16 protein-coding genes are annotated in these 18222 nt (G+C 72.6%); 5 read left to right on the top strand and 11 right to left on the bottom strand.

The window, feature by feature from the left end; translation table 11 throughout:
• The first annotated feature begins 87 nt into the window (after nucleotides 1–87).
• Nucleotides 88–273 carry a hypothetical protein gene (locus tag ABT354_RS21450; RefSeq protein ID WP_351496120.1) on the top strand — a complete coding sequence of 62 codons (186 nt, stop codon included), beginning with the start codon at nucleotides 88–90 and terminating at the stop codon, nucleotides 271–273.
• Nucleotides 274–337: 64 nt separating this feature from the next.
• Here the strand turns inward: ABT354_RS21450 and ABT354_RS21445 are convergent, their stop codons facing one another.
• Nucleotides 338–1153, bottom strand: a complete 816-nt coding sequence (locus tag ABT354_RS21445; protein WP_351496118.1) for a site-2 protease family protein — start codon at nucleotides 1151–1153, stop codon at nucleotides 338–340.
• A 193-nt stretch (nucleotides 1154–1346) separates the two neighbouring features.
• On the opposite strand from ABT354_RS21445, the gene ABT354_RS21440 reads away from it, so the two are divergent.
• Entirely contained in the window at nucleotides 1347–4805 is a 3459-nt protein-coding gene (locus ABT354_RS21440; protein WP_351496116.1) for an AfsR/SARP family transcriptional regulator, read from the top strand.
• 44 nt (nucleotides 4806–4849) lie between these two features.
• Here the strand turns inward: ABT354_RS21440 and ABT354_RS21435 are convergent, their stop codons facing one another.
• From ABT354_RS21435 to panB, 3 genes are all read right to left on the bottom strand, one after another.
• Nucleotides 4850–5773 carry an ABC transporter permease gene (locus ABT354_RS21435; protein WP_351496113.1) on the bottom strand — a complete coding sequence of 308 codons (924 nt, stop codon included), beginning with the start codon at nucleotides 5771–5773 and terminating at the stop codon, nucleotides 4850–4852.
• Nucleotides 5770–6822 (bottom strand): ATP-binding cassette domain-containing protein, encoded by a 1053-nt coding sequence (locus ABT354_RS21430; RefSeq protein WP_351496111.1) that lies wholly within the window; start codon nucleotides 6820–6822, stop codon nucleotides 5770–5772. Before ABT354_RS21430 ends, ABT354_RS21435 begins: the two co-directional genes overlap by 4 nt.
• A 242-nt stretch (nucleotides 6823–7064) precedes the next feature.
• On the bottom strand, nucleotides 7065–7925 hold the full coding sequence (gene panB / locus ABT354_RS21425; protein WP_351496109.1) for a 3-methyl-2-oxobutanoate hydroxymethyltransferase: 861 nt from the start codon (nucleotides 7923–7925) through the stop codon (nucleotides 7065–7067).
• 470 nt (nucleotides 7926–8395) lie between these two features.
• On the opposite strand from panB, the gene ABT354_RS21420 reads away from it, so the two are divergent.
• Entirely contained in the window at nucleotides 8396–9421 is a 1026-nt protein-coding gene (locus ABT354_RS21420; protein ID WP_351496107.1) for an endonuclease/exonuclease/phosphatase family protein, read from the top strand.
• Nucleotides 9422–9481: 60 nt separating this feature from the next.
• Here ABT354_RS21420 and ABT354_RS21415 read toward each other — a convergent pair whose 3' ends face one another.
• From ABT354_RS21415 to ABT354_RS21385, 7 genes are all read right to left on the bottom strand, one after another.
• A complete protein-coding gene (locus tag ABT354_RS21415; RefSeq protein WP_351496104.1) occupies nucleotides 9482–11242 on the bottom strand; it encodes an NAD+ synthase in 1761 nt (586 codons plus the stop codon).
• 113 nt (nucleotides 11243–11355) lie between these two features.
• On the bottom strand, nucleotides 11356–13041 hold the full coding sequence (locus tag ABT354_RS21410; RefSeq protein WP_351496102.1) for a multicopper oxidase family protein: 1686 nt from the start codon (nucleotides 13039–13041) through the stop codon (nucleotides 11356–11358).
• Between the two features lie 86 nt (nucleotides 13042–13127).
• Nucleotides 13128–13577, bottom strand: coding sequence for a DUF6153 family protein (locus tag ABT354_RS21405; protein ID WP_351496100.1), 450 nt, complete (start codon nucleotides 13575–13577; stop codon nucleotides 13128–13130).
• A gap of 185 nt (nucleotides 13578–13762) precedes the next feature.
• On the bottom strand, nucleotides 13763–14182 hold the full coding sequence (locus ABT354_RS21400; RefSeq protein WP_351496098.1) for a CBS domain-containing protein: 420 nt from the start codon (nucleotides 14180–14182) through the stop codon (nucleotides 13763–13765).
• A 272-nt stretch (nucleotides 14183–14454) separates the two neighbouring features.
• Nucleotides 14455–15108 carry a DUF305 domain-containing protein gene (locus tag ABT354_RS21395; protein WP_351496096.1) on the bottom strand — a complete coding sequence of 218 codons (654 nt, stop codon included), beginning with the start codon at nucleotides 15106–15108 and terminating at the stop codon, nucleotides 14455–14457.
• A 5-nt stretch (nucleotides 15109–15113) separates the two neighbouring features.
• Nucleotides 15114–15761 (bottom strand): thioredoxin-like domain-containing protein, encoded by a 648-nt coding sequence (locus ABT354_RS21390; protein ID WP_351496094.1) that lies wholly within the window; start codon nucleotides 15759–15761, stop codon nucleotides 15114–15116.
• 113 nt (nucleotides 15762–15874) lie between these two features.
• Complete coding sequence (locus ABT354_RS21385) at nucleotides 15875–16249, bottom strand: hypothetical protein (protein WP_351496092.1); 375 nt, start codon at nucleotides 16247–16249, stop codon at nucleotides 15875–15877.
• A 208-nt stretch (nucleotides 16250–16457) separates the two neighbouring features.
• On the opposite strand from ABT354_RS21385, the gene glnA2 reads away from it, so the two are divergent.
• Together glnA2 and ABT354_RS21375 are read left to right on the top strand one after the other, a co-directional pair.
• Complete coding sequence (gene glnA2 / locus ABT354_RS21380; protein ID WP_351496090.1) at nucleotides 16458–17819, top strand: gamma-glutamylpolyamine synthetase GlnA2; 1362 nt, start codon at nucleotides 16458–16460, stop codon at nucleotides 17817–17819.
• A gap of 110 nt (nucleotides 17820–17929) precedes the next feature.
• Complete coding sequence (locus tag ABT354_RS21375) at nucleotides 17930–18208, top strand: antitoxin (protein WP_351496088.1); 279 nt, start codon at nucleotides 17930–17932, stop codon at nucleotides 18206–18208.
• Nucleotides 18209–18222 lie beyond the last annotated feature (14 nt).

The following is an 18222-nucleotide window of genomic DNA, read 5'->3' as shown; positions in this document are numbered from 1 at the left end:
CCGGAGTGTCCCGGCGGACGGGGCATGGGGGACACTGAACGGGACGGACATACCCCCCGGTACATCCCCCGACAGGAGTCACCTCCCATGCCCCGCCTCGCCCGCTACGCCCTCGCCGTCTGTGTGCTCGCCGTCGTCGCGGCCGTGCTCTCCTTCACCCAGGGCCTCTGGATCGGTGTCGTCTGGGTGCTGCTCGCCGGGCTCTCCTCCAACATGGCCTGGTACTACTACCGCAAGGCCAAGCTGGAGCGGATCCGCTCGGCCGCCGGCTGAGCGGACCGCCGCCGGACCGCCGCCGGAGCGGTACCGCCCGAACCGAGCACCGCCGGGAGGCGGCCTACCGCTCGGCCAGCGAGGCGCAGAACGGGTTCTCCTCCTGCCAGAAGCGGTAGTACTCCAGCCCGCACGAGGTCTCCAGCTCGCCCACGCCCAGGGCGCTCAGCACCGCGTCCACCCCGTCGAAGAAGATCCGGTTCAGCTCCGGGACGAAGAGCAGCGCGAAGATCAGCAGCAGTCCGAACGGGGCGATCGGCTCGACCTGGCGGCGGATCCGGTACGAGAGCCAGGGCTCGATCACCCCGTAACCGTCCAGCCCCGGAACCGGCAGGAAGTTCAGGATCGCCGCGCTCACCTGGAGCAGCGCCAGGAAGGCCAGGGCGTACCGGAAGACCACCGGCACCCCGTCCAGCGCGTCCAGCCAGAACGGCGCCGTGCAGACCACCGCGAAGAGCACATTGGTCAGCGGGCCCGCCGCCGAGATCAGGCTGTGCTTCCAGCGGCCCTGGATGCGGTTCCGTTCGATGAAGACCGCACCGCCCGGCAGACCGATCCCGCCCATGATCACGAAGAGCACCGGCAGCACGATGCTGAGCAGGGCATGGGTGTAGCGGAGCGGATTGAGCGTCAGATACCCCTTGGCGCCGATGGAGAGATCCCCGCTGTGCAGCGCGGTCCTGGCGTGGGCGTACTCATGCAGACAGAGCGAGACGATCCACGCCGAGGTGACGAAGAGGAAGACGGCGAGCCCCGCCGAAGCGGCGAAATCGGTCCACACCGCCCACCCCGCGACCGCCGTCACGGCGGTGATACCGATGAAGACGGGGCTGACGCGCCGGTCGCTCCGCTGGGAGTACCGGGAGGACGAGGTGGACATGCGGGCGACTCCAGGGCCGGTGATGTACGGGAACGTCCCGAAACGCAGGCGGTGACAGCGGCGGCGGTGACCTCGTTACGGGGACGGGGCGCGCGGATCGACCGTACCCGCGCCGCCCCTCCGCACACAGGGGACACCGCCGCCGCCCGCTCCCGGACCGAACGGCCGCTCCCGGAGCGGGGACAATGACCGGGTGCGCTTCTCCCTCTTCGGCACCACAGAGGCCGTCCACGCCGACGGCACCCCCGCCGCGCTCGGCGGCGCCCGGCTGCGCGCGCTGCTGACCGTACTGGCGCTGCGGCCCGGACATCCCGTCACCGTCGGCCGGATCGTGGCGGAGGTCTGGGACGGCGATCCGCCCGCGGACACCTCCGGCGCCGTGCAGGCCCTGGTGGGACGGTTGCGCCGGAGCCTCGGACGGGACACCGTCGTCTCCGCGCCCGGCGGGGGCTACCGGCTGCTCACCGACCCCGACTCGGTGGATCTGCACCGGTTCGACCGGCTGGCGGGGGAGGGGGTACGGGCCTATGACACGGGCGATCCGGCGAAGGCGGCGGATCTGCTGGCGGAGGCGCTGGAGCTGTGGCGCGGGCCGGTGGTCGCGGACCTCCCGGACCGGACGGCCCGCGCGGCCCACTGGGAGTCCCGGCGGCTGGAGGCCCGCCGCACCCGGCTGGCGGCGGCGCTCGCCCTGGGGCGGGCGGAGGAGGCGCTGCCGGAGCTGACCGAGCTGTGCGCGCTGCGGCCGATCGACGAGTCACTGCAGACCCTGCGGCTCACCGCGCTGGGCGCGCTGGGCCGCCCGGCGGAGGCGCTGGCGGCGTACGAGACCTTCCGCCGCAGGCTCGCGGCCGAGCTGGGGGCGGATCCCTCGGCGGCCCTCCAGGCCCTGCACCGGAGCCTGCTGAGCGCCCCGGCGCCGCACACCGCGCCGGTACCGGTACCGGCGCCGGCCCCCGTACCCGTATCCGCATCGGTGCCGGAATCCGTACCCGCTCCCGCTTCCGTACCGGCTCCCGCTCCCGTACCCGCTGCCGTGCCCGCAGCGCCCCTGGAGAATCCGCCCGCCGGGGTCCGGCCGGCCTCCCGGGGCAATCTGCCCGCCCGGCTCACCTCCTTCGTCGGCCGGGAGGCGGACATGGAGATGCTCCGCACCGATCTGCGCGCCGCCCGGCTGGTCACCCTGCTGGGCCCCGGCGGCTCCGGGAAGACCCGGCTCTCCCAGGAGGTCGCCGACCGGCTCGCGGACGACACCCCCGACGGTGTCTGGCTGGCCGAACTCGCCCCCGTGGACGACCCGGACACCGTCGCCGAGGCCGTCCTCACCGCGCTCGGCGCCCGCCACACCGTGCTGCGCGGCGCCGGGGCCGGGGAGCTGTGGGCCGCCGACAGCCACTCCGACGACCCGCTGGTGCTGCTCACCGAGTACTGCGCCCGGCGGCGGATGCTGCTGATCCTCGACAACTGCGAGCATGTGGTGGCCGCCGCCGCCCGGCTCGCCGAACGGCTCCTCCAGAGCTGCCCCGGACTCACCGTCCTCGCCACCAGCCGGGAGCCCCTCGGCGTGCCCGGCGAACTGGTCCGGCCCGTGGAGCCGCTGCCCGCCCCCACCGCGCTGCGGCTGCTCGCCGAACGCGGTGCGGCGGCCCGGCCCGGCTTCAGCACCGGGGACGACCCCGAGGCGTGCGCCGAGATCTGCCGCCGCCTCGACGGGCTGCCGCTCGCCATCGAACTGGCCGCCGCCCGGCTGCGGATGCTCGCGCCGCGCCAGATAGCCGACCGGCTGGACGACCGGTTCCGCCTGCTGACCAGCGGCAGCCGTACCGTGCTGCCCCGGCAGCAGACCCTGCGCGCGGTGGTCGACTGGTCCTGGGAGCTGCTGGAGGACGACGAACGGGCGGTCCTGCGCAGGCTCTCCGTCTTCATGGGCGGCTGCGATCTCGCCGCGGCCGAGGCCGTCTGCTCGAACGACCCCACTGACCCCACAGGCATCACTGACCCGACCGATCCGGCGGGCGAGCCCGGCCCCGGCCGTCACGATGTCGCCGCCCTCCTCGGCTCCCTCATCGACAAGTCGCTCGTCGTCGCGGCATGCTCCGGCCCCGGCGGGACCATGCGCTACCGCCTCCTCGAAACCGTCGCCGAGTACGCCGCCGCCCGCCTCGACGAGACCGCCGGACGCCCCGCCGCCGAACGCCGCCACCTCGTCCACTACCGCGAACTCGCCCGCACCACCGACCCGCTGCTGCGCGACCGGCGGCAGTCCACCGCCGTCGAGACCTTCCGTGCCGAGTACGAGAATCTGCGCACCGCCCTCCGCCGCGCCGTCGCCGCCCGGGACGAGCAGGAGGCCCTGGTCCTGGTGCTCTCGCTCGCCTGGTACTGGCACATGCGCGATCTGCGGGCCGAGGCACGCCACTGGACGGTGACGGTCTCCGCGCTCGGACCGGACCCGTTCGGACCCGACGCGCCCCTCGCCCCGCCCATCCACGAACGCTGCACCGACGCCCCGCCACCGCTCGGCCCCGAACTGCTCCAGGAGGCGCGCCGACAGGTCGGGCTGCTGAGACTCATCCACCTCAACGCCGACGCCGACGCCTGGACCCTCGCCTGCATGGCGGAGCTGCGCCGGGCCGCCGAGATCTACCGGCCGGGGCTGCCGCAGGTCTGCCGCCCGCCCGCCTCGCACTGGTTCTTCGCCGTCGTCGTCACCGGCGACGGGGAACGGCTGCTGAACATGCTGAACTCGACCGTCGACAGCTGCCGCCGGTACGGCTACGAGTGGGAGCTGGCCTACGGGCTCGGGACCCGCGCCAATGTGCTCGCCAACCGCAGCCACTGGGTCGGGGACGCGACCCGGGACGCGGACGAGGCGCTGGCCATCTTCACCCGCCTCGGCGACGCCTGGGGCGCGGCCGAGGCGCTCTCCGCCCGGGGCGAGGGCCATGAGCGGGCGGGCCGCTACCAGGAGGCGGCCGACGACTTCATCGCCGCCATCGCCCACGCGGAGCGGATCGGCGCCCGGATCCAGGTGGGTCTGTTGCGCGCCCGGCTCGGCGGGCTGCTGATCGAGACCGGGGAGCCGGAGCGGGGCGAGGCGCTGCTGCGCGAGGTGCTGGCGGACAGCGAGGGATCGGCCAATGAGTGCACCGCCGTGGCCCGGATCCATCTCGCCGTCTGGCTCGGCCGCACCGACCGCCGGGCGGAGGCGCGTTCCGTGGTGGAGGCGCTGGGCGGGCAGTTCGGCGACGGCACGCTGGCGATCTTCGAGGCGCTGGTGATCGGCTATCTCGCCTGGCTGGACCTGGTCGACGGAGATCTGGAGGGGGCGCTGGAGCGCGCCCGGAAGGCACTGCGCCTCTCCGACGACGCGCTGACCACCATGGTCGCCCCCCAGTTCGCCTCGGCCCATCTGGTGACGATGGCCGAGGCGCTGGTCCTGCTGCGCCCGGAGCGGGCCGCCGACGCCGCCCGCCTGCTGGGCGCGGCCGACGCGCGGCTGCCCGAGGGGCATGTCCACTATCCGCATGAACGGGAGGCCCGTGAGGTGGCGGAGACCGCCGTGCGGAGCGCGCTCGACGCCGACGCCTACGCACGGGCGTACGCGTCGGGGGCGGGGCTGACGGTCCATGAGGCGGCTGCCCTGGTGTGAGCGCCCCGGTTCGCCGGGCCCCACCGGCCCCACCGGCGCCACCGTCAGTCGCGGCGGCAGAAGCGGGCGACCGCGATCGGCGCGGTGATCGCGGTGATCGCCACCGCCCAGCCCAGCGTCCACCACACCGACGAGGCCAGCTCGCCGCCGTTGACCAGGGCCCGGGCGGCGTCCGCCAGATTCGACAGCGGATTGACGTCGGTGAAGGTCTGAAGCCAGTCCGGCATGGTCGACGTCGGGGCGAAGATCGAGGACCCGAACTGGAGGGGGAGCACCACCAGCATCGCCACTCCCTGCACCGACTGCGGGGTCTTCATCGCCAGCCCCAGCAGAATGAAGATCCAGATCAGCGAGGCGCCGAAGAGGAGCGAGAGCGCCATCGCGGCCAGCAGATGCAGCGGCGAGGTGTGCACCTCCATCCCCAGCAGAAAGCCCATCACCAGCAGGATCCCCATGGAGAGGGACATCCGGGCCAGCTCGACCACCAGCTTGGCGATCAGCACCGACGAACGGGCGATCGGCATGGACCGGAAGCGGTCCATGACCCCCTTGCCGATGTCGTCGTTGATTCCGGTGCCCACCGCCATCGCGATGGAGAGCCCCATCATCGCCATCAGCCCCGGCACCACATAGTTCACATAGGCGTCCCGGCTGCCGTCGCCGGAGACGGCTCCGCCGGGCAGGGAACCGTCGGAGATGGCTCCGCCGGAGATGGCCCCGCCGAAGACATAGACGAAGAGCAGGGTGAAGATGATCGGCGCCGCCAGGGCGTCGGCCATCGACTCCGGATCCCGTTTGATCTGGAGGGCGTTGCGGCGCACCAGCGCGACGATGTGCCGCAGATGGGTGCGGGCTCCGAGCCGGGTGTCGCGGACCGGCGCCGGTGGTCCGTGTCCGGGCGCCCGGGAGGGCTCTGTGTGCCTCCCCCGCTCCTGGGGGACGGTGGACTTCGTCGTGGTGGTGGTCATACGGCGGCCTCCTCGACCGGGGTTCCCTGAGGTGCGGATGTGGTCCGTGAGCCGGGTGCGTCGTCCGGGCCGGCGGCGGCATCGCCGGTGATCGAGAGAAAGACCTCGTCCAGGCTGGGCAGCTGGGTGCTGATGTCCGCGATCCCGAAGCCCCGCTCGGCCAGCAGCGCCACCACGGCGGTGAGCTGCACATCGGCGAGGATCGGCAGCGAGACCAGCCCGTCGTCGGCGAGCACGCTCACCCCGGCGACCCCGTCCAGGCCGGACGCGCGCAGCGCGTCGGCGAGCGGCATCAGATCGGCCGGTTCGGTGGGACGGATCCGCAGGGTCCGCCCGCCGGCGCGGGCCTTCAGCTCCTCCACCCGGCCGCCCGCGATGACCCGGCCCTTGTCGATCACGGTCAGCTCGTCGGCGAGCCGCTCCGCCTCCTCCATGTACTGCGTGGTGAGCAGGACGGTCACCCCGTCCGTGACCATGCGCTGGACCTCGTCCCACACCTCGTTGCGGGTACGGGGGTCGAGACCGGTCGTCGGCTCGTCCAGATAGAGCACCGAGGGCCGGCCGACCAGGGAGGCCGCCAGATCGAGCCTGCGGCGCATCCCGCCGGAGTACGTCCTCGGGGGGCGGTGGCCCGCGTCGGTGAGGGAGAAGCGCTCCAGCATCTCGTCGGCGCGGGCGCGGGCGTCCCGGCGGGAGAGATCGAGCAGCCGCCCGATCATGTAGAGGTTCTCCCAGCCGGACAGCTTCTCGTCCACGGAGGCGTACTGGCCGGTCAGCCCGATGACCCGGCGCAGCTGCCGGGGCTGGCGCAGTACGTCGTACCCGGCGACGGTGGCGGTGCCCGCGTCCGGCACGAGCAGGGTGGCGAGGCAGCGCACCAGGGTGGTCTTCCCGGCGCCGTTGGGTCCGAGGACGCCGAGCACGGTGCCCTCGCGGACATCCACGTCGACCCCGTCCAGCGCGGTGGTGGCGCCGAAGCGTTTGACGAGCCCCCGTACCCGCACAGCGCTGCCGGCCCGGTCGCCGTCGATGGTCCTGTTCTCTGTCATGACCCCACCTTGGGGCCCGGCCCCGACAGGGCGCCGACCGGCCGCCGACAGCTCGCCTACATTCCGCCGACGCCCGGTACTCGGCGCCCGACGCCCGGCGCCCGGTATTCCATGCCCGGCCCGGCCGCCGTCCCGACCGGCCGGAGAAAGGTTCGGGAAGGGCCGGGGAAAGGCGACAGCCCGCCGACGGGGGGAGGTCGACGGGCTGTCGTGCCGGTGGTGGACCACCGGCGGGGGAGGGATCAGTGGAAGGTGTGCTCCTCCTGCGGGAACGCCCCGCCGGCCACATCCTCGGCGAAGGCGCGCGCCGCGTCGCCCAGGGTCTGGCGGAGGTTGGCGTACTGCTTGGTGAAGCGCGGCACCCGGCCCGCCGTCAGACCCGCCATGTCGGTCCAGACCAGGACCTGGGCGTCGGTATCGGGGCCCGCTCCGATACCGATGGTCGGGATGTGCAGCGACCGGGTGACCTCGGCCGCCAGGGCGGCCGGGACCAGCTCCAGGACGACCGCGAAGGCACCTGCCTCCTGCGCCGCCTTGGCGTCCCGCAGCAGCCGGTGCGCCGTCTCGTCGTCACGGCCCTGGACCCGGTAGCCCATGGTGTTCACGGACTGCGGGGTCAGACCGAGGTGGGTCATGACCGGGATCCCGGCCTCGACCAGCAGTTCCGTCTGCGGCAGGGAGCGCTCGCCGCCCTCCAGCTTGACGGCGCCCACCCCCGCCTCCTTGACCAGCCGGGTGGCGTTGCGCAGGGCCTGGACGGGGCCCTCCTGGTACGAGCCGAAGGGCAGGTCCCCGACGACGAGCGCGCGCCGGGTGCCCCGTACCACGGCGGCGGAGAGCAGGGTCATCTCGTCCATGGTGACCGGGACGGTGGTGTCGTAACCGAGGTGGGTGTTGCCCATGGAGTCACCCACGAGCATCACCGGGATCCCGGCCTCGTCGAAGACGGAGGCGGTCATGGCGTCGTACGCGGTGAGCATCGGCCACTTCTCGCCGCGCTCCTTGGCGGCGGCGATGTCATGGACCGTGATGCGGCGGGTGCCCTTGCCTCCGTACAGCGCCTTGCTGCTGTCGGTGGATTTCGGGGCAGCCTGAAGCGTCATGGCTAACGGCTCCTTTTTGTCATCTCGAAGCGCCCTGACGGCGTCTCCGGACCACCTCCATGGTGGCACTTCGTGCCGACCGCACGGAAGGGGCCCTCGCTGGTCACCCAGGGTTTCCGCATGGCTACGGCGGCCGGGCGACGGCACCTCGTGCCGCCCCGCCCGCCCGGTGCCCGCGGCCCCGCCCCGCACCCCGTCCCGCCCGGTGCCCCGACGCCTGGGGCAGGGTGCCCCGGGGGCCCGGGCAGGGTGCGCCGCGCCGGGTCGAAGGATCGATACCTCATGGAACACCCCACCTGTGCGGCTTTGGTCACACCATTCCCACCTGGACCGATTCGGGGAACCGTGTACCCCTTCCGGTCGTCCTGGGCACAGAACGGCCGCCCCCGGGGCGGCGGCACACGGACCGTCATCGCCTAGGGTCTTCCATGAGGCTTGTGTGACGGCAGCAAGGTGTAAGGGACAGCTCCATGGCGCAGACGTTCACAACGGAGGAAGCGAACACCGATCCCGAGGCCCCCGCCCCGGGATCCCGCTTCCACCGTCTGCTCGGACGGCTGCGCAGAGACCCGGGCATCTGGCGGCGCGGTGTGGTGCTCGCCGTCTGCGCCGTCGTGCTCACCCTGCTGATGGGGCTTCATGCGAGCCTCCCCAACCGGTTCGGCAACCTGGGCTCGCTCAGCGAGACCTTCCTGCCCTGGCTGGGCATCGTCTTCGTGCCGCTGCTGCTGGCGGCGGGGATCTGGCGGCGCTCGGCCACCGCACTGCTCGCGCTGCTGCTGCCGGTGGTCGTCTGGCTGGACCTCTTCGGCGGGCTGCTGACGGACAAGTCCTCCACCGGTGGCGATCTGACCGTCGCCACCCACAACGTCAACGCGGAGAACCCGGATCCGGTACGCACCGCCCAGGAGGTCGCCGCCTCCGGCGCGGATGTCCTGGCCCTCCAGGAGGTCGCCCAGGGGCAGGGCAAGGTCTATGCCAAGGCGCTGGCCGGGACCTATCGCTATCACTCGGTGCAGGGCACCGTCGGACTCTGGAGCAAGTACCCGCTGACCGACACCCGGCCGGTCGACCTCCGGCTCGGCTGGACCCGGGCGATGCGCTCCACCGTCCGTACCCCGCAGGGCGATGTGGCCGTGTATGTGGCCCATATGCCCTCGGTACGGGTGAAGCTGCGGGCGGGCTTCACCGCCGGGCAGCGCGACGCCAGCGCGGACGCCCTCGGCACCGCCATCGCCCATGAGCGGGTGGACCGGGTGATCCTGCTCGGCGACCTCAACGGCACCATGAACGACCGCGCGCTCAACGCGGTGACCTCACAGATGCGTTCGACCCAGGGCGCGGCGGGCGACGGCTTCGGCTTCAGCTGGCCCGCGTCCTTCCCGCTGGCCCGGATCGACCAGATCATGGTCAAGGGCGTGGAGCCGGTCTCCTCCTGGACCCTGCCGCGCACCGACAGCGACCATCTGCCGATAGCGGCCCGGATCGACCTCTGACCGCCACCTCCGACCACCACCTCCGACCCCCGCCGCGCGGCGGGGCCAGAGGCGGGTGGTTCAGTGGTGGGTGGTCTCGCGCCAGCGGTTGGTGATCGGCAGCCGGCGGTCCTTGCCGAACCCCTTGGCGGAGATCTTCGTCCCCGGCGGGTACTGGCGCCGCTTGTACTCGGCGGTGTCCACCATCCGCAGGGTCCGCGCCACCAGCTCCTCGTCGAACCCGGCCGCCACGATGGCGTCCTTGCCCTGGTCGCGGTCGACGTACAGCTCCAGGATCCGGTCCAGGACGTCGTAGTCGGGCAGTGAGTCGCTGTCCACCTGGCCGGGCCGCAGCTCCGCGCTGGGCGGCTTGGTGATCGAGGCCTCGGGGATCGGCGGGGTCTGCCCGCGCTCCTCGGCGGCCCGGTTGCGCCAGCGCGCCAGCCGGAAGACCGTCGTCTTGTAGACGTCCTTGATGGGGCCGTAGGCGCCGACGGAGTCCCCGTACAGCGTCGAGTACCCCACCGCCAGCTCGGACTTGTTGCCCGGCGCGAGGACGATATGGCCCTCCTGATTGGAGACGGCCATCAGCAGGGTGCCCCGCAGCCGCGACTGGAGGTTCTCCTCGGCCAGGCCGGTCAGGGCGAGCGAACCGGTGTACGCGTCGAACATCGGCTCGATCGACACCGTACGGAAGGAGAGTCCGGTACGCCGGGCCAGCTCGGCGGCGTCGTCCTTGGAGTGCTCGGAGGAGTACTTGGACGGCATCGAGACGCCGTAGACGTTCTCCGCGCCGACCGCGTCACAGGCGATGGCCGCGACCAGCGCGGAGTCGATCCCGCCGGAGAGCCCGATGAGGACCGAACGGAAGCCGTTCTTCGCGGCGTAGGCGCGCACCCCGACCACCAGCGCGGAGTAGATCTCCTCGTCGTCGTCGAGGCGTTCCGCGTAACCGCCGGCCAGCTCCGCCGGGTAGGCGGGGACCGGGTCGGTGGAGAGCACCGCGTGGTCGATCCGCAGCCCGTCGTCCACGATCCCGGAGGGGACCTCCGGCCCGGCGGCGGGCAGCTCCAGATCGAGGACCACACATCCCTCGGAGAACTGCGGCGCCCGCGCGATGACCTCGCCCGAGGCGTCGACCACGATGGAGTCGCCGTCGAAGACCAGCTCGTCCTGGCCGCCCATCATCGCCACATAGGCGGTGGTGCACCCGGCCTCCTGGGCGCGCTTGCGCACCAGCTCCAGCCGGGCGTCGTCCTTGCTGCGCTCGTACGGCGAGGCGTTGATCGAGATCAGCAGCCCGGCACCGGCGGAGCGGGTGGCGGGCACCCGGCCGCCGTCCTGCCAGAGGTCCTCGCAGATGGCGAGGGCGACATCGACCCCGCGTACCCGGATCACCGGCAGGGTGTCCCCGGGGACGAAGTAGCGGAACTCGTCGAAGACGCCGTAGTTGGGCAGATGGTGCTTGGCGAAGCTGAGCGCCACCGAACCCCGGTGCAGCACGGCGGCGGCGTTACGGGGCGCGCCGGCGGGCTGGCCGAACCTCGGCTGGGCGACATCGGAGCGGTCGAGATAGCCGACGACCACGGGCAGCTCGCCCAGGCCCTCGGCGTCCAGCCGGGCGGCGAGGGCCAGCAGTGCGGCGCGGGACGCCGCCACGAAGGAGGCGCGCAGGGCCAGATCCTCCACCGGGTAGCCGGTGAGCACCATCTCGGGGAAGGCGACGAGATGCGCCCCCTGCTCGGCGGAGTGCCGGGTCCAGCGCACGATCGACTCGGCGTTGCCGGAGAGATCGCCGACGGTCGAGTCGATCTGATTCAGGGCGAGGCGTAGTTGAGGCACGCCCCCCAGTCTAATCGTCTTTCTGACGCGATGGGGTGGGTGGCGGTGTGGGGCGCCCCACGGCCGGGTGCCCCGGGCGGCGTGCCCGGGGCCGGCGGCGGGGCGCCCGGGGCTCACTTCCGGTAGCCGAGGGCCGTCATCATGCCCGCCTCCGCGTGGTAGACGTTATGGCAGTGGATCATCCACCTGCCCGGGTTGTCGGCGTCGAAGTCGGCCGTCAGGGTGGTGCCCGGCAGCACCACGGCGGTGTCCTTGCGGGCGCCGCCCGCCCGGTCGGCCAGGGCGAAGGTGTGCCCGTGCAGATGGACCGGGTGCCACATGGCGGTGGTGTTGCGCACGACGAGCCGTACCCGCTCCCCGGCGCGGACCGCGTACGGGATCCGGCCCGGGGTGTACGGGGTGCCGTCGAAGGCCCAGTCGTACCGCGCCATCCCGCCGGTCAGATCGATCCGCAGGGTCCGGTCGGGGGTACGGCGGGGCAGGGCGACGGAGTCGTCGGCGCGCAGCCTGCCTGCGGTGAGCAGCCGCCGGGACAGCTCCCGGGGGCGGGTTCGGGCGGTGGGCGCGGTGCCGGAGCCGGTGCGGAGCACGGCCAGCGCGGCGGCCCGTTTGCCCTCGGCGACGGCGGTCAGCGGGAAGACGCCGTCGCCCGCCGTCACCAGCACGTCGTACCGCTCGCCCATGCCGAGCAGCAGGGCGTCGGTCCTGGCGGGCCGCACCGGGAAGCCGTCGGTGTGGGTGACGGTCATCTCATGGCCGCCGAGGGCGACCCGGAAGGCGGTGTCGCCGCCCGCGTTGATGATCCGCAGCCGGATGCGGTCGCCGGGCTTCGCGGTGAGGACGGCGGGATCCTCCGGGGTGCGGCCGTTGATCAGGTAGTACGGGTAGGCCACGTCCCCGGCGTCGCCGCCCAGCAGATCGCTGCGGGCGCCCATCATCATCCGGGAGGGGCCCTTGCCCCCGGGGTCGGGCTTCCGGGGCGCGGTGGCGGCCCGTCCGCCCATCGGAGCCGTCCCGCCGTGGCCCTCATGGCCGCCACCGCCGCCGCCCATGCCCTTGCTGAGTTCGGCGAGGACCGCGTCGGGGGTGGAGCCGTCGACGCCGTCCACCCAGTCGTCCAGGACGACGACCCACTCGCGGTCGTACGCCAGCGGCTCCCGGGGGTCCTCCACGATCAGCGGCGCGTACAGGCCCCGGTCCTGCTGGACGCCGGAGTGCGGATGGAACCAGTAGGTGCCGGGGTGGGCCAGCGCGAAGCGGTAGGTGAACTCGGCGCCGGGGGCCACCGGCCGCTGGGTGAGGCCGGGGACGCCGTCCATGTCGTTGCGGAGGGCGAGGCCGTGCCAGTGGAGCGAGGTGGCCTCGGGGAGGTTGTTGGCCAGGGTGAGGGCGAGGGTCCGGCCCGCCGTGACCCGGACCTCGGGGCCGGGGAGGTCGTCCCCGTACGCCCAGGAGCGGACCGTGCGGCCGCCGCCCAGCTCCAGCCGGGCGGGGGTGGCGGTCAGCCGGACCCGGTGCTCGGCGCCGCCGCGCCGGGCGGCCTCGGCGGCGGCGACCTCCTTGCCGTCGGGGGCGACGAAGCCGCCGGGGGCCTCGGAGGGGTCGGTGGCGGCGGGCCGGGGCGCGGAGCCGCCGTGGCCGCCGTGGTCACCGCCGCCGGAGCCGGAGCCGGAGCAGGCGGCCAGGACACCGGTTCCGGCCACGGCGAGGGACGCCCCGATGAGGGAGCGGCGGGTGAACGGGCCGGAACGGGTCGCGGGGGTGGCGGTGTCCGGGGTGGTGGGAGTGCGCGAAGGCATGACGCGGTGCACCTCGTGGTGTCGGGAAGGCATACGGACCGGGCCGGGCGCGCCGGGGACGGGAGGTCCCGGGCGCGACGGCCTCTCTAGGTCCGCAGCACCGACAGCCGGATGAGCGTCGTACGGGGTGGCGGCGCCCGGGGGCCCTCGCCCCGGGCCGCCCGTGACGGGCGGGTCCGCACGGCCGGGGTCCGCCGGCGGCGCGGCCCGTGGGCGCCGAGGGTGAGCAGGGCGGCCCCGAGGGCGCCGAGGACGGCGAGACAGACCATCGCGGGGTCCATCCCGTGGCCGCCGCCGGATCCGCCCTCGCCGGCCCGCACCTCCGCCGGGGAGCCGGGGGAGTGCTCCAGGATGTCCTGGCCGCCCGGGCCCGGGGCGCTGTGCCCGCTGTGTCCGGTGGGGGCATGGGCGCTGTGTGCCGCCGGGGTCCCCTCGGCGGACGGGTGGCCCATGGTGTGCATCGAGGTCAGCCCGAGGAGCAGGGCGGCCAGCAGCAGAAGCCGCCGTGCCGTGTGTCCGCAGGTTCCCCTCGCCATGATCCGTATAGTACCCCTACTGGGTAGGGGTGTCCGCGCGGCCCACGGCACCGATCGCGGGGGCGCCGGATCCGGGCGCCGGGCCGATGGTGCCCCGGGTGGCGGTCCTGTGGTGTCCGGGTGGCGGGGCGCCGGGTCGTAGGGGTGTCCGCCGCGTCCCCGGCGGCGAGACCGCCGCAGAGGGGTCAGGCCGTTGCGTAGACCCGTTCCACCCACTCCGCCAGCTGGTCCTCCGGCAGATGCTGGGCCAGATCGGCCTCGCTGATCATGCCGACCAGCCGCTTGTTCTCGATCACCGGAAGCCGCCGGATCCGGTGGGTCTCCATCTCGTACAGCACCTCGTCGACCCCGGAGTCCGCGTCGATCCAGCGCGGTGTGCCCTGGGCCATCTCGCCCGCCGTGGTCTTCGCCGGGTCGTGCCCCTTGGCCACGCACCCGACCACGATGTCCCGGTCGGTGAGGATGCCGCAGAGCCGCTCGTTGGAGTCGGCGATCGGCAGCGCGCCCACATCCAGCTCGCGCATCAGCTGAGCGGCGCGGTCGAGCGTCTCATGGGCGGGGATCCACTGGGCCCCGGCGTGCATGATGTCCTTGGCGGTGGTCATGGTCTTCGAGCCTCCTCGGGCGGTGAACGGCGGGCGACGGGGGGCCGCGCCCACCCGGGCGCGTACGCCCTCGCGCTTTCCGGAGTACCGCGAGCGCACCGGACCAAACCACACCGTGCCCTGCCCGGCCTGAGGGAACCGGGCCGTACCCCACCCACCGCACCGCACCCGCACCGCGCCGGACCGCCTGGTCCGGACCGCTCGCCGGGCCCGTCCGCCCCGGTCACCCGGGGCGGACGGCTGCCCGTGGGGCCGCCGCAGGGGCGCCGGGCTCAGGTACGGACCTGGGCCCCGCGCTTCCTGAGCAGATCCACCATCAGCTCCACCTCGGAGCGCTGTGCGTCGACCATGCCCTCGGCGAGCGTCCGCTCGGTGTCCACCGCGCAGAGCCGGACACAGCCCTGGGCCATGTCCACGCCGCCGTTGTGGTGCACGATCATCAGCTGGAGATACTCGATCTCCGCCTTCTTGCCGCTCAGCTCGCCCAGCCGGGCCAGCTGTGCGGGGGTCGCCATGCCCGGCATCGGGATGTCGGCGCTCTCCCCGGAGCCCGCTCCATGGCCGGCGTGACCGCCGTCGGCGGCCATCCAGGCCATGGGCTCCTGGTCGGGCGCGGTCTTCGGCAGACCCCACAGATCCAGCCAGCCCTGCATCATGCCGCGCTGGTTGGCCTGGGTGTTGGCGATGTCGAAGGCCAGCCTGCGGATCTCCTCGTCATCGGTGCGGTCCCGCACGATGAACGACATCTCCACCGCCTGCTGGTGGTGGATCGACATGTCCCGGGCGAACCCGGCGTCGGCGGAGGAGTCGGAGGGGGCCGCCGCGCGGGCGGGCCCGTCGTCCTCGCCCGCCACCACCGTGGCGGTGCCCGCGAAGAGCAGCGCCAGGACGACGGCGGCGATCGAGGCCCAGTGGGTACGGGACATACCCATCACTTGGCGCTCACTCCGCCGGTGCACGCGGCACCCGGCTCCGGGGTCTGCGGACCCTGGACGTACTTCTTGAAGAAGGTGTCCACCCGCTTGTCACTGGCGCTGTCCACGGTGAGCTGCTTGCCCCAGGCCGTCAGCATGATCGGGCCCGTCTGCTCCTTGACCGGGCTGATGAAGGTGTAGGAGGTCTTCTTGACCTTCTCCTCCAGCTTCTTCACCTCGGCGGCGGGCGTCTTGTCGTTGTAGCTGACCCAGACCGCGCCGTGCTCCAGGGAGTGCACCGCGTTCTCGTTGGGGACCGCCTCCTGGTAGACATTGCGGTCGCAGTTCAGCCACGCCTGGTGGTGGTCGCCGCCGACCGGGGGCGTCTGCTCGTACTTCACCTGCTTGTCGACGTGGTTGCGGCCCAGCTTCTTGGCGTCCCAGGACTTCTCGTCGGCTATCGGCTGGGTGAGGACCTTCTGCTCCGCCTTCTCCTCCTCGTTCTCCTTGTTGAGCACATAGGCGCCGAAGCCGACGAGGCCGAGCACGACCACGCCGCTGAGGGAGATGGTGAGGATGCGGTTGCGGCGCTCGCGGGAGGCCTCGGCCTTGCGCATCGCCTCGATACGGGCGCGCCGGTCGTCGCTGGTCTTACGGGAAGCCATGGTGTGTCGTCCTTCGTCGTGGGGAGCTGCGTAATGATCGGATGATCGTGAGGGGAGGCGGAACGGAGCAAGGGCGCACGGCTGTACGGCCCCTGTCACCACCTGACAAGGGCCTAGGTCCGTGACACCTGAAGGACGTGCAGATCGGGGGCGCGCGGCCGGGCCGGCGTCACCGGGGACGTGCCGGCCGCCGGCTCCTGGTCCAGGCGTGGCACCGGCTGCCCGGCGTCGGCCGGGGCGTCCGGGGGCGACGCGGTCAGGACGGCGGCCGTGACCACCGGCAGCAGCCCGCAGGAGCCGTTCTCGTACGGGCAGGAGAAGGCGGGTGCGGGCGGTCCCGAGACCGGGGTGAAGGCGGCCCGGGGGCCGCTGTGCTCGTCCGGTGCGCCGAGACAGAGGAAGAGCACGCCGAGCAGCGTCGCCACGGCACTCAGCAGTGCCGTGGGACGCTGGACGCGTGCGCTGCGGCCGGAGTGTGGACCCCCCATGTCCGCAGATCGTAGCGAGCGTGGCTGTGCGGCACCTCCCATGGGGCGGCACGGTGGCCGGTCCGCCCCCGGGCGGGGACCTTCGGGGTCGTTTCACCAGGACCGCTGACCCACAATGGGGCTCGGCCCCGGGTTCGCAATGTGCCCGAAACCCGTGGATGGGATGCTCAGCGGAGCAGGCGGCTTGACCAGCAAGGATTGGGTGGAAATGGATAAGCAGCAGGAATTTGTGCTCCGCACGCTGGAGGAGCGTGACATCCGGTTCGTGCGTCTGTGGTTCACCGATGTGCTCGGCTTTCTGAAGTCGGTCGCGGTGGCCCCCGCCGAACTCGAACAGGCATTCGATGAGGGGATCGGTTTCGACGGATCCGCCATCGAGGGCTTCGCCCGGGTCTATGAGTCCGACATGATCGCCAAGCCGGATCCGGGCACCTTCCAGATCCTTCCCTGGCGGGCCGAGGCACCCGGGACCGCCCGGATGTTCTGCGACATCCTGATGCCGGACGGCTCCCCCTCCTTCGCCGATCCCCGCTATGTCCTCAAGCGGGGCCTGGCCAAGGCGTCCGACCTGGGGTTCACCTTCTACACCCACCCCGAGATCGAGTTCTTCCTGCTCAAGGACAAGCCGCTGGACGGCTCCCGCCCGGTGCCCGCCGACAACTCCGGCTACTTCGACCACACCCCGCAGAACGTCGGCATGGACTTCCGGCGCCAGGCGATCACCATGCTGGAGTCGATGGGCATCTCGGTGGAGTTCAGCCACCACGAGGGCGCCCCGGGCCAGCAGGAGATCGATCTGCGGTACGCGGACGCGCTCTCCACCGCCGACAACATCATGACCTTCCGGCTGGTGATGAAGCAGGTGGCGCTGGAACAGGGGGTCCAGGCGACCTTCATGCCGAAACCGTTCAGCGAATATCCCGGCTCCGGGATGCACACCCATCTCTCGCTCTTCGAGGGCGACCGGAACGCCTTCTACGAGTCGGGCGCCGAGTACCAGCTCTCCAAGGTCGGCCGCTCCTTCATCGCCGGACTGCTGCGGCACGCCGCCGAGATCTCCGCCGTCACCAACCAGTGGGTCAACTCGTACAAGCGGATCTGGGGCGGCTCCGCCCGCAGCGCCGGCGCGGGCGGCGAGGCACCCTCGTACATCTGCTGGGGCCACAACAACCGCTCCGCGCTGATCCGGGTCCCCATGTACAAGCCCGGCAAGACCGGCTCCTCCCGCGTCGAGGTCCGCTCCATCGACTCCGGCGCCAACCCCTATCTGACCTACGCGGTCCTGCTCGCCGCCGGTCTGCGGGGCATCGAGGAGGGGTACGAGCTGCCCGCGGGCGCCGACGACGACGTCTGGGCCCTCTCCGACGCGGAGCGGCGCGCCATGGGCATCGAGCCGCTGCCGCAGAACCTGGGCGAGGCGATCGCCCTGATGGAGCGGAGTGAACTGGTCGCCGAGACGCTGGGCGAGCATGTGTTCGACTTCTTCCTGCGGAACAAGAAGCAGGAGTGGGAGGAGTACCGCTCCGAGGTCACCGCGTTCGAGCTGCGCAAGAACCTTCCGGTGCTCTGAGCCCCGCCGGGTGGGCCGACGGCTCCGGGCCGCCCCGCCGCGCCGGGATGCGGAGCGCACCCGGTGCGGCGACCCTGGAGGGGTGGGGGACAGGGCGAAGGGAAATCTCCATGTCCATGTTGGACAAGCTCAAGCAGATGCTCAAGGGCCATGAGTCCAAGGTCGACCAGGGTGTCGAGAAGGCGGGTGACGCCTTCGACGCGAAGACCAAGGGCAAGTACTCCCGGCATGTCGACACGGCGCAGCAGAAGCTGAAGGACCAGTTCGGCACGGGTGCCCAGGGGCAGCAGCCGGGACAGCCCGGGCAGCCCGGACAGCCCGGACGGACCACAGCCACCCCGGGGGAGCCCGGGGCGCCGGGGCAGAACCCGCCGCCGCCCCCGAGCTGAGCGGGGGCCGGCGG

Source organism: Streptomyces sp. NPDC000594, assembly GCF_040299965.1.
GTDB lineage: Bacteria > Actinomycetota > Actinomycetes > Streptomycetales > Streptomycetaceae > Streptomyces.
Note: the sequence above shows the minus strand (reverse complement) of the source record. Positions and strands in the feature narration are given on the sequence as shown.

Coding starts and splice junctions, on each gene's coding strand:
- ABT354_RS21450 (WP_351496120.1), top strand. CDS start 88: ATGCCCCGCCTCGCCCGCTACGCCCTCGCCGTCTGTGTGCTCGCCGTC.
- ABT354_RS21445 (WP_351496118.1), bottom strand. CDS start 1,153: ATGTCCACCTCGTCCTCCCGGTACTCCCAGCGGAGCGACCGGCGCGTC.
- ABT354_RS21435 (WP_351496113.1), bottom strand. CDS start 5,773: ATGACCACCACCACGACGAAGTCCACCGTCCCCCAGGAGCGGGGGAGG.
- ABT354_RS21430 (WP_351496111.1), bottom strand. CDS start 6,822: ATGACAGAGAACAGGACCATCGACGGCGACCGGGCCGGCAGCGCTGTG.
- panB (WP_351496109.1), bottom strand. CDS start 7,925: ATGACGCTTCAGGCTGCCCCGAAATCCACCGACAGCAGCAAGGCGCTG.
- ABT354_RS21420 (WP_351496107.1), top strand. CDS start 8,396: ATGGCGCAGACGTTCACAACGGAGGAAGCGAACACCGATCCCGAGGCC.
- ABT354_RS21410 (WP_351496102.1), bottom strand. CDS start 13,041: ATGCCTTCGCGCACTCCCACCACCCCGGACACCGCCACCCCCGCGACC.
- ABT354_RS21405 (WP_351496100.1), bottom strand. CDS start 13,577: ATGGCGAGGGGAACCTGCGGACACACGGCACGGCGGCTTCTGCTGCTG.
- ABT354_RS21400 (WP_351496098.1), bottom strand. CDS start 14,182: ATGACCACCGCCAAGGACATCATGCACGCCGGGGCCCAGTGGATCCCC.
- ABT354_RS21395 (WP_351496096.1), bottom strand. CDS start 15,108: ATGTCCCGTACCCACTGGGCCTCGATCGCCGCCGTCGTCCTGGCGCTG.
- ABT354_RS21390 (WP_351496094.1), bottom strand. CDS start 15,761: ATGGCTTCCCGTAAGACCAGCGACGACCGGCGCGCCCGTATCGAGGCG.
- ABT354_RS21385 (WP_351496092.1), bottom strand. CDS start 16,249: ATGGGGGGTCCACACTCCGGCCGCAGCGCACGCGTCCAGCGTCCCACG.
- glnA2 (WP_351496090.1), top strand. CDS start 16,458: ATGGATAAGCAGCAGGAATTTGTGCTCCGCACGCTGGAGGAGCGTGAC.
- ABT354_RS21375 (WP_351496088.1), top strand. CDS start 17,930: ATGTCCATGTTGGACAAGCTCAAGCAGATGCTCAAGGGCCATGAGTCC.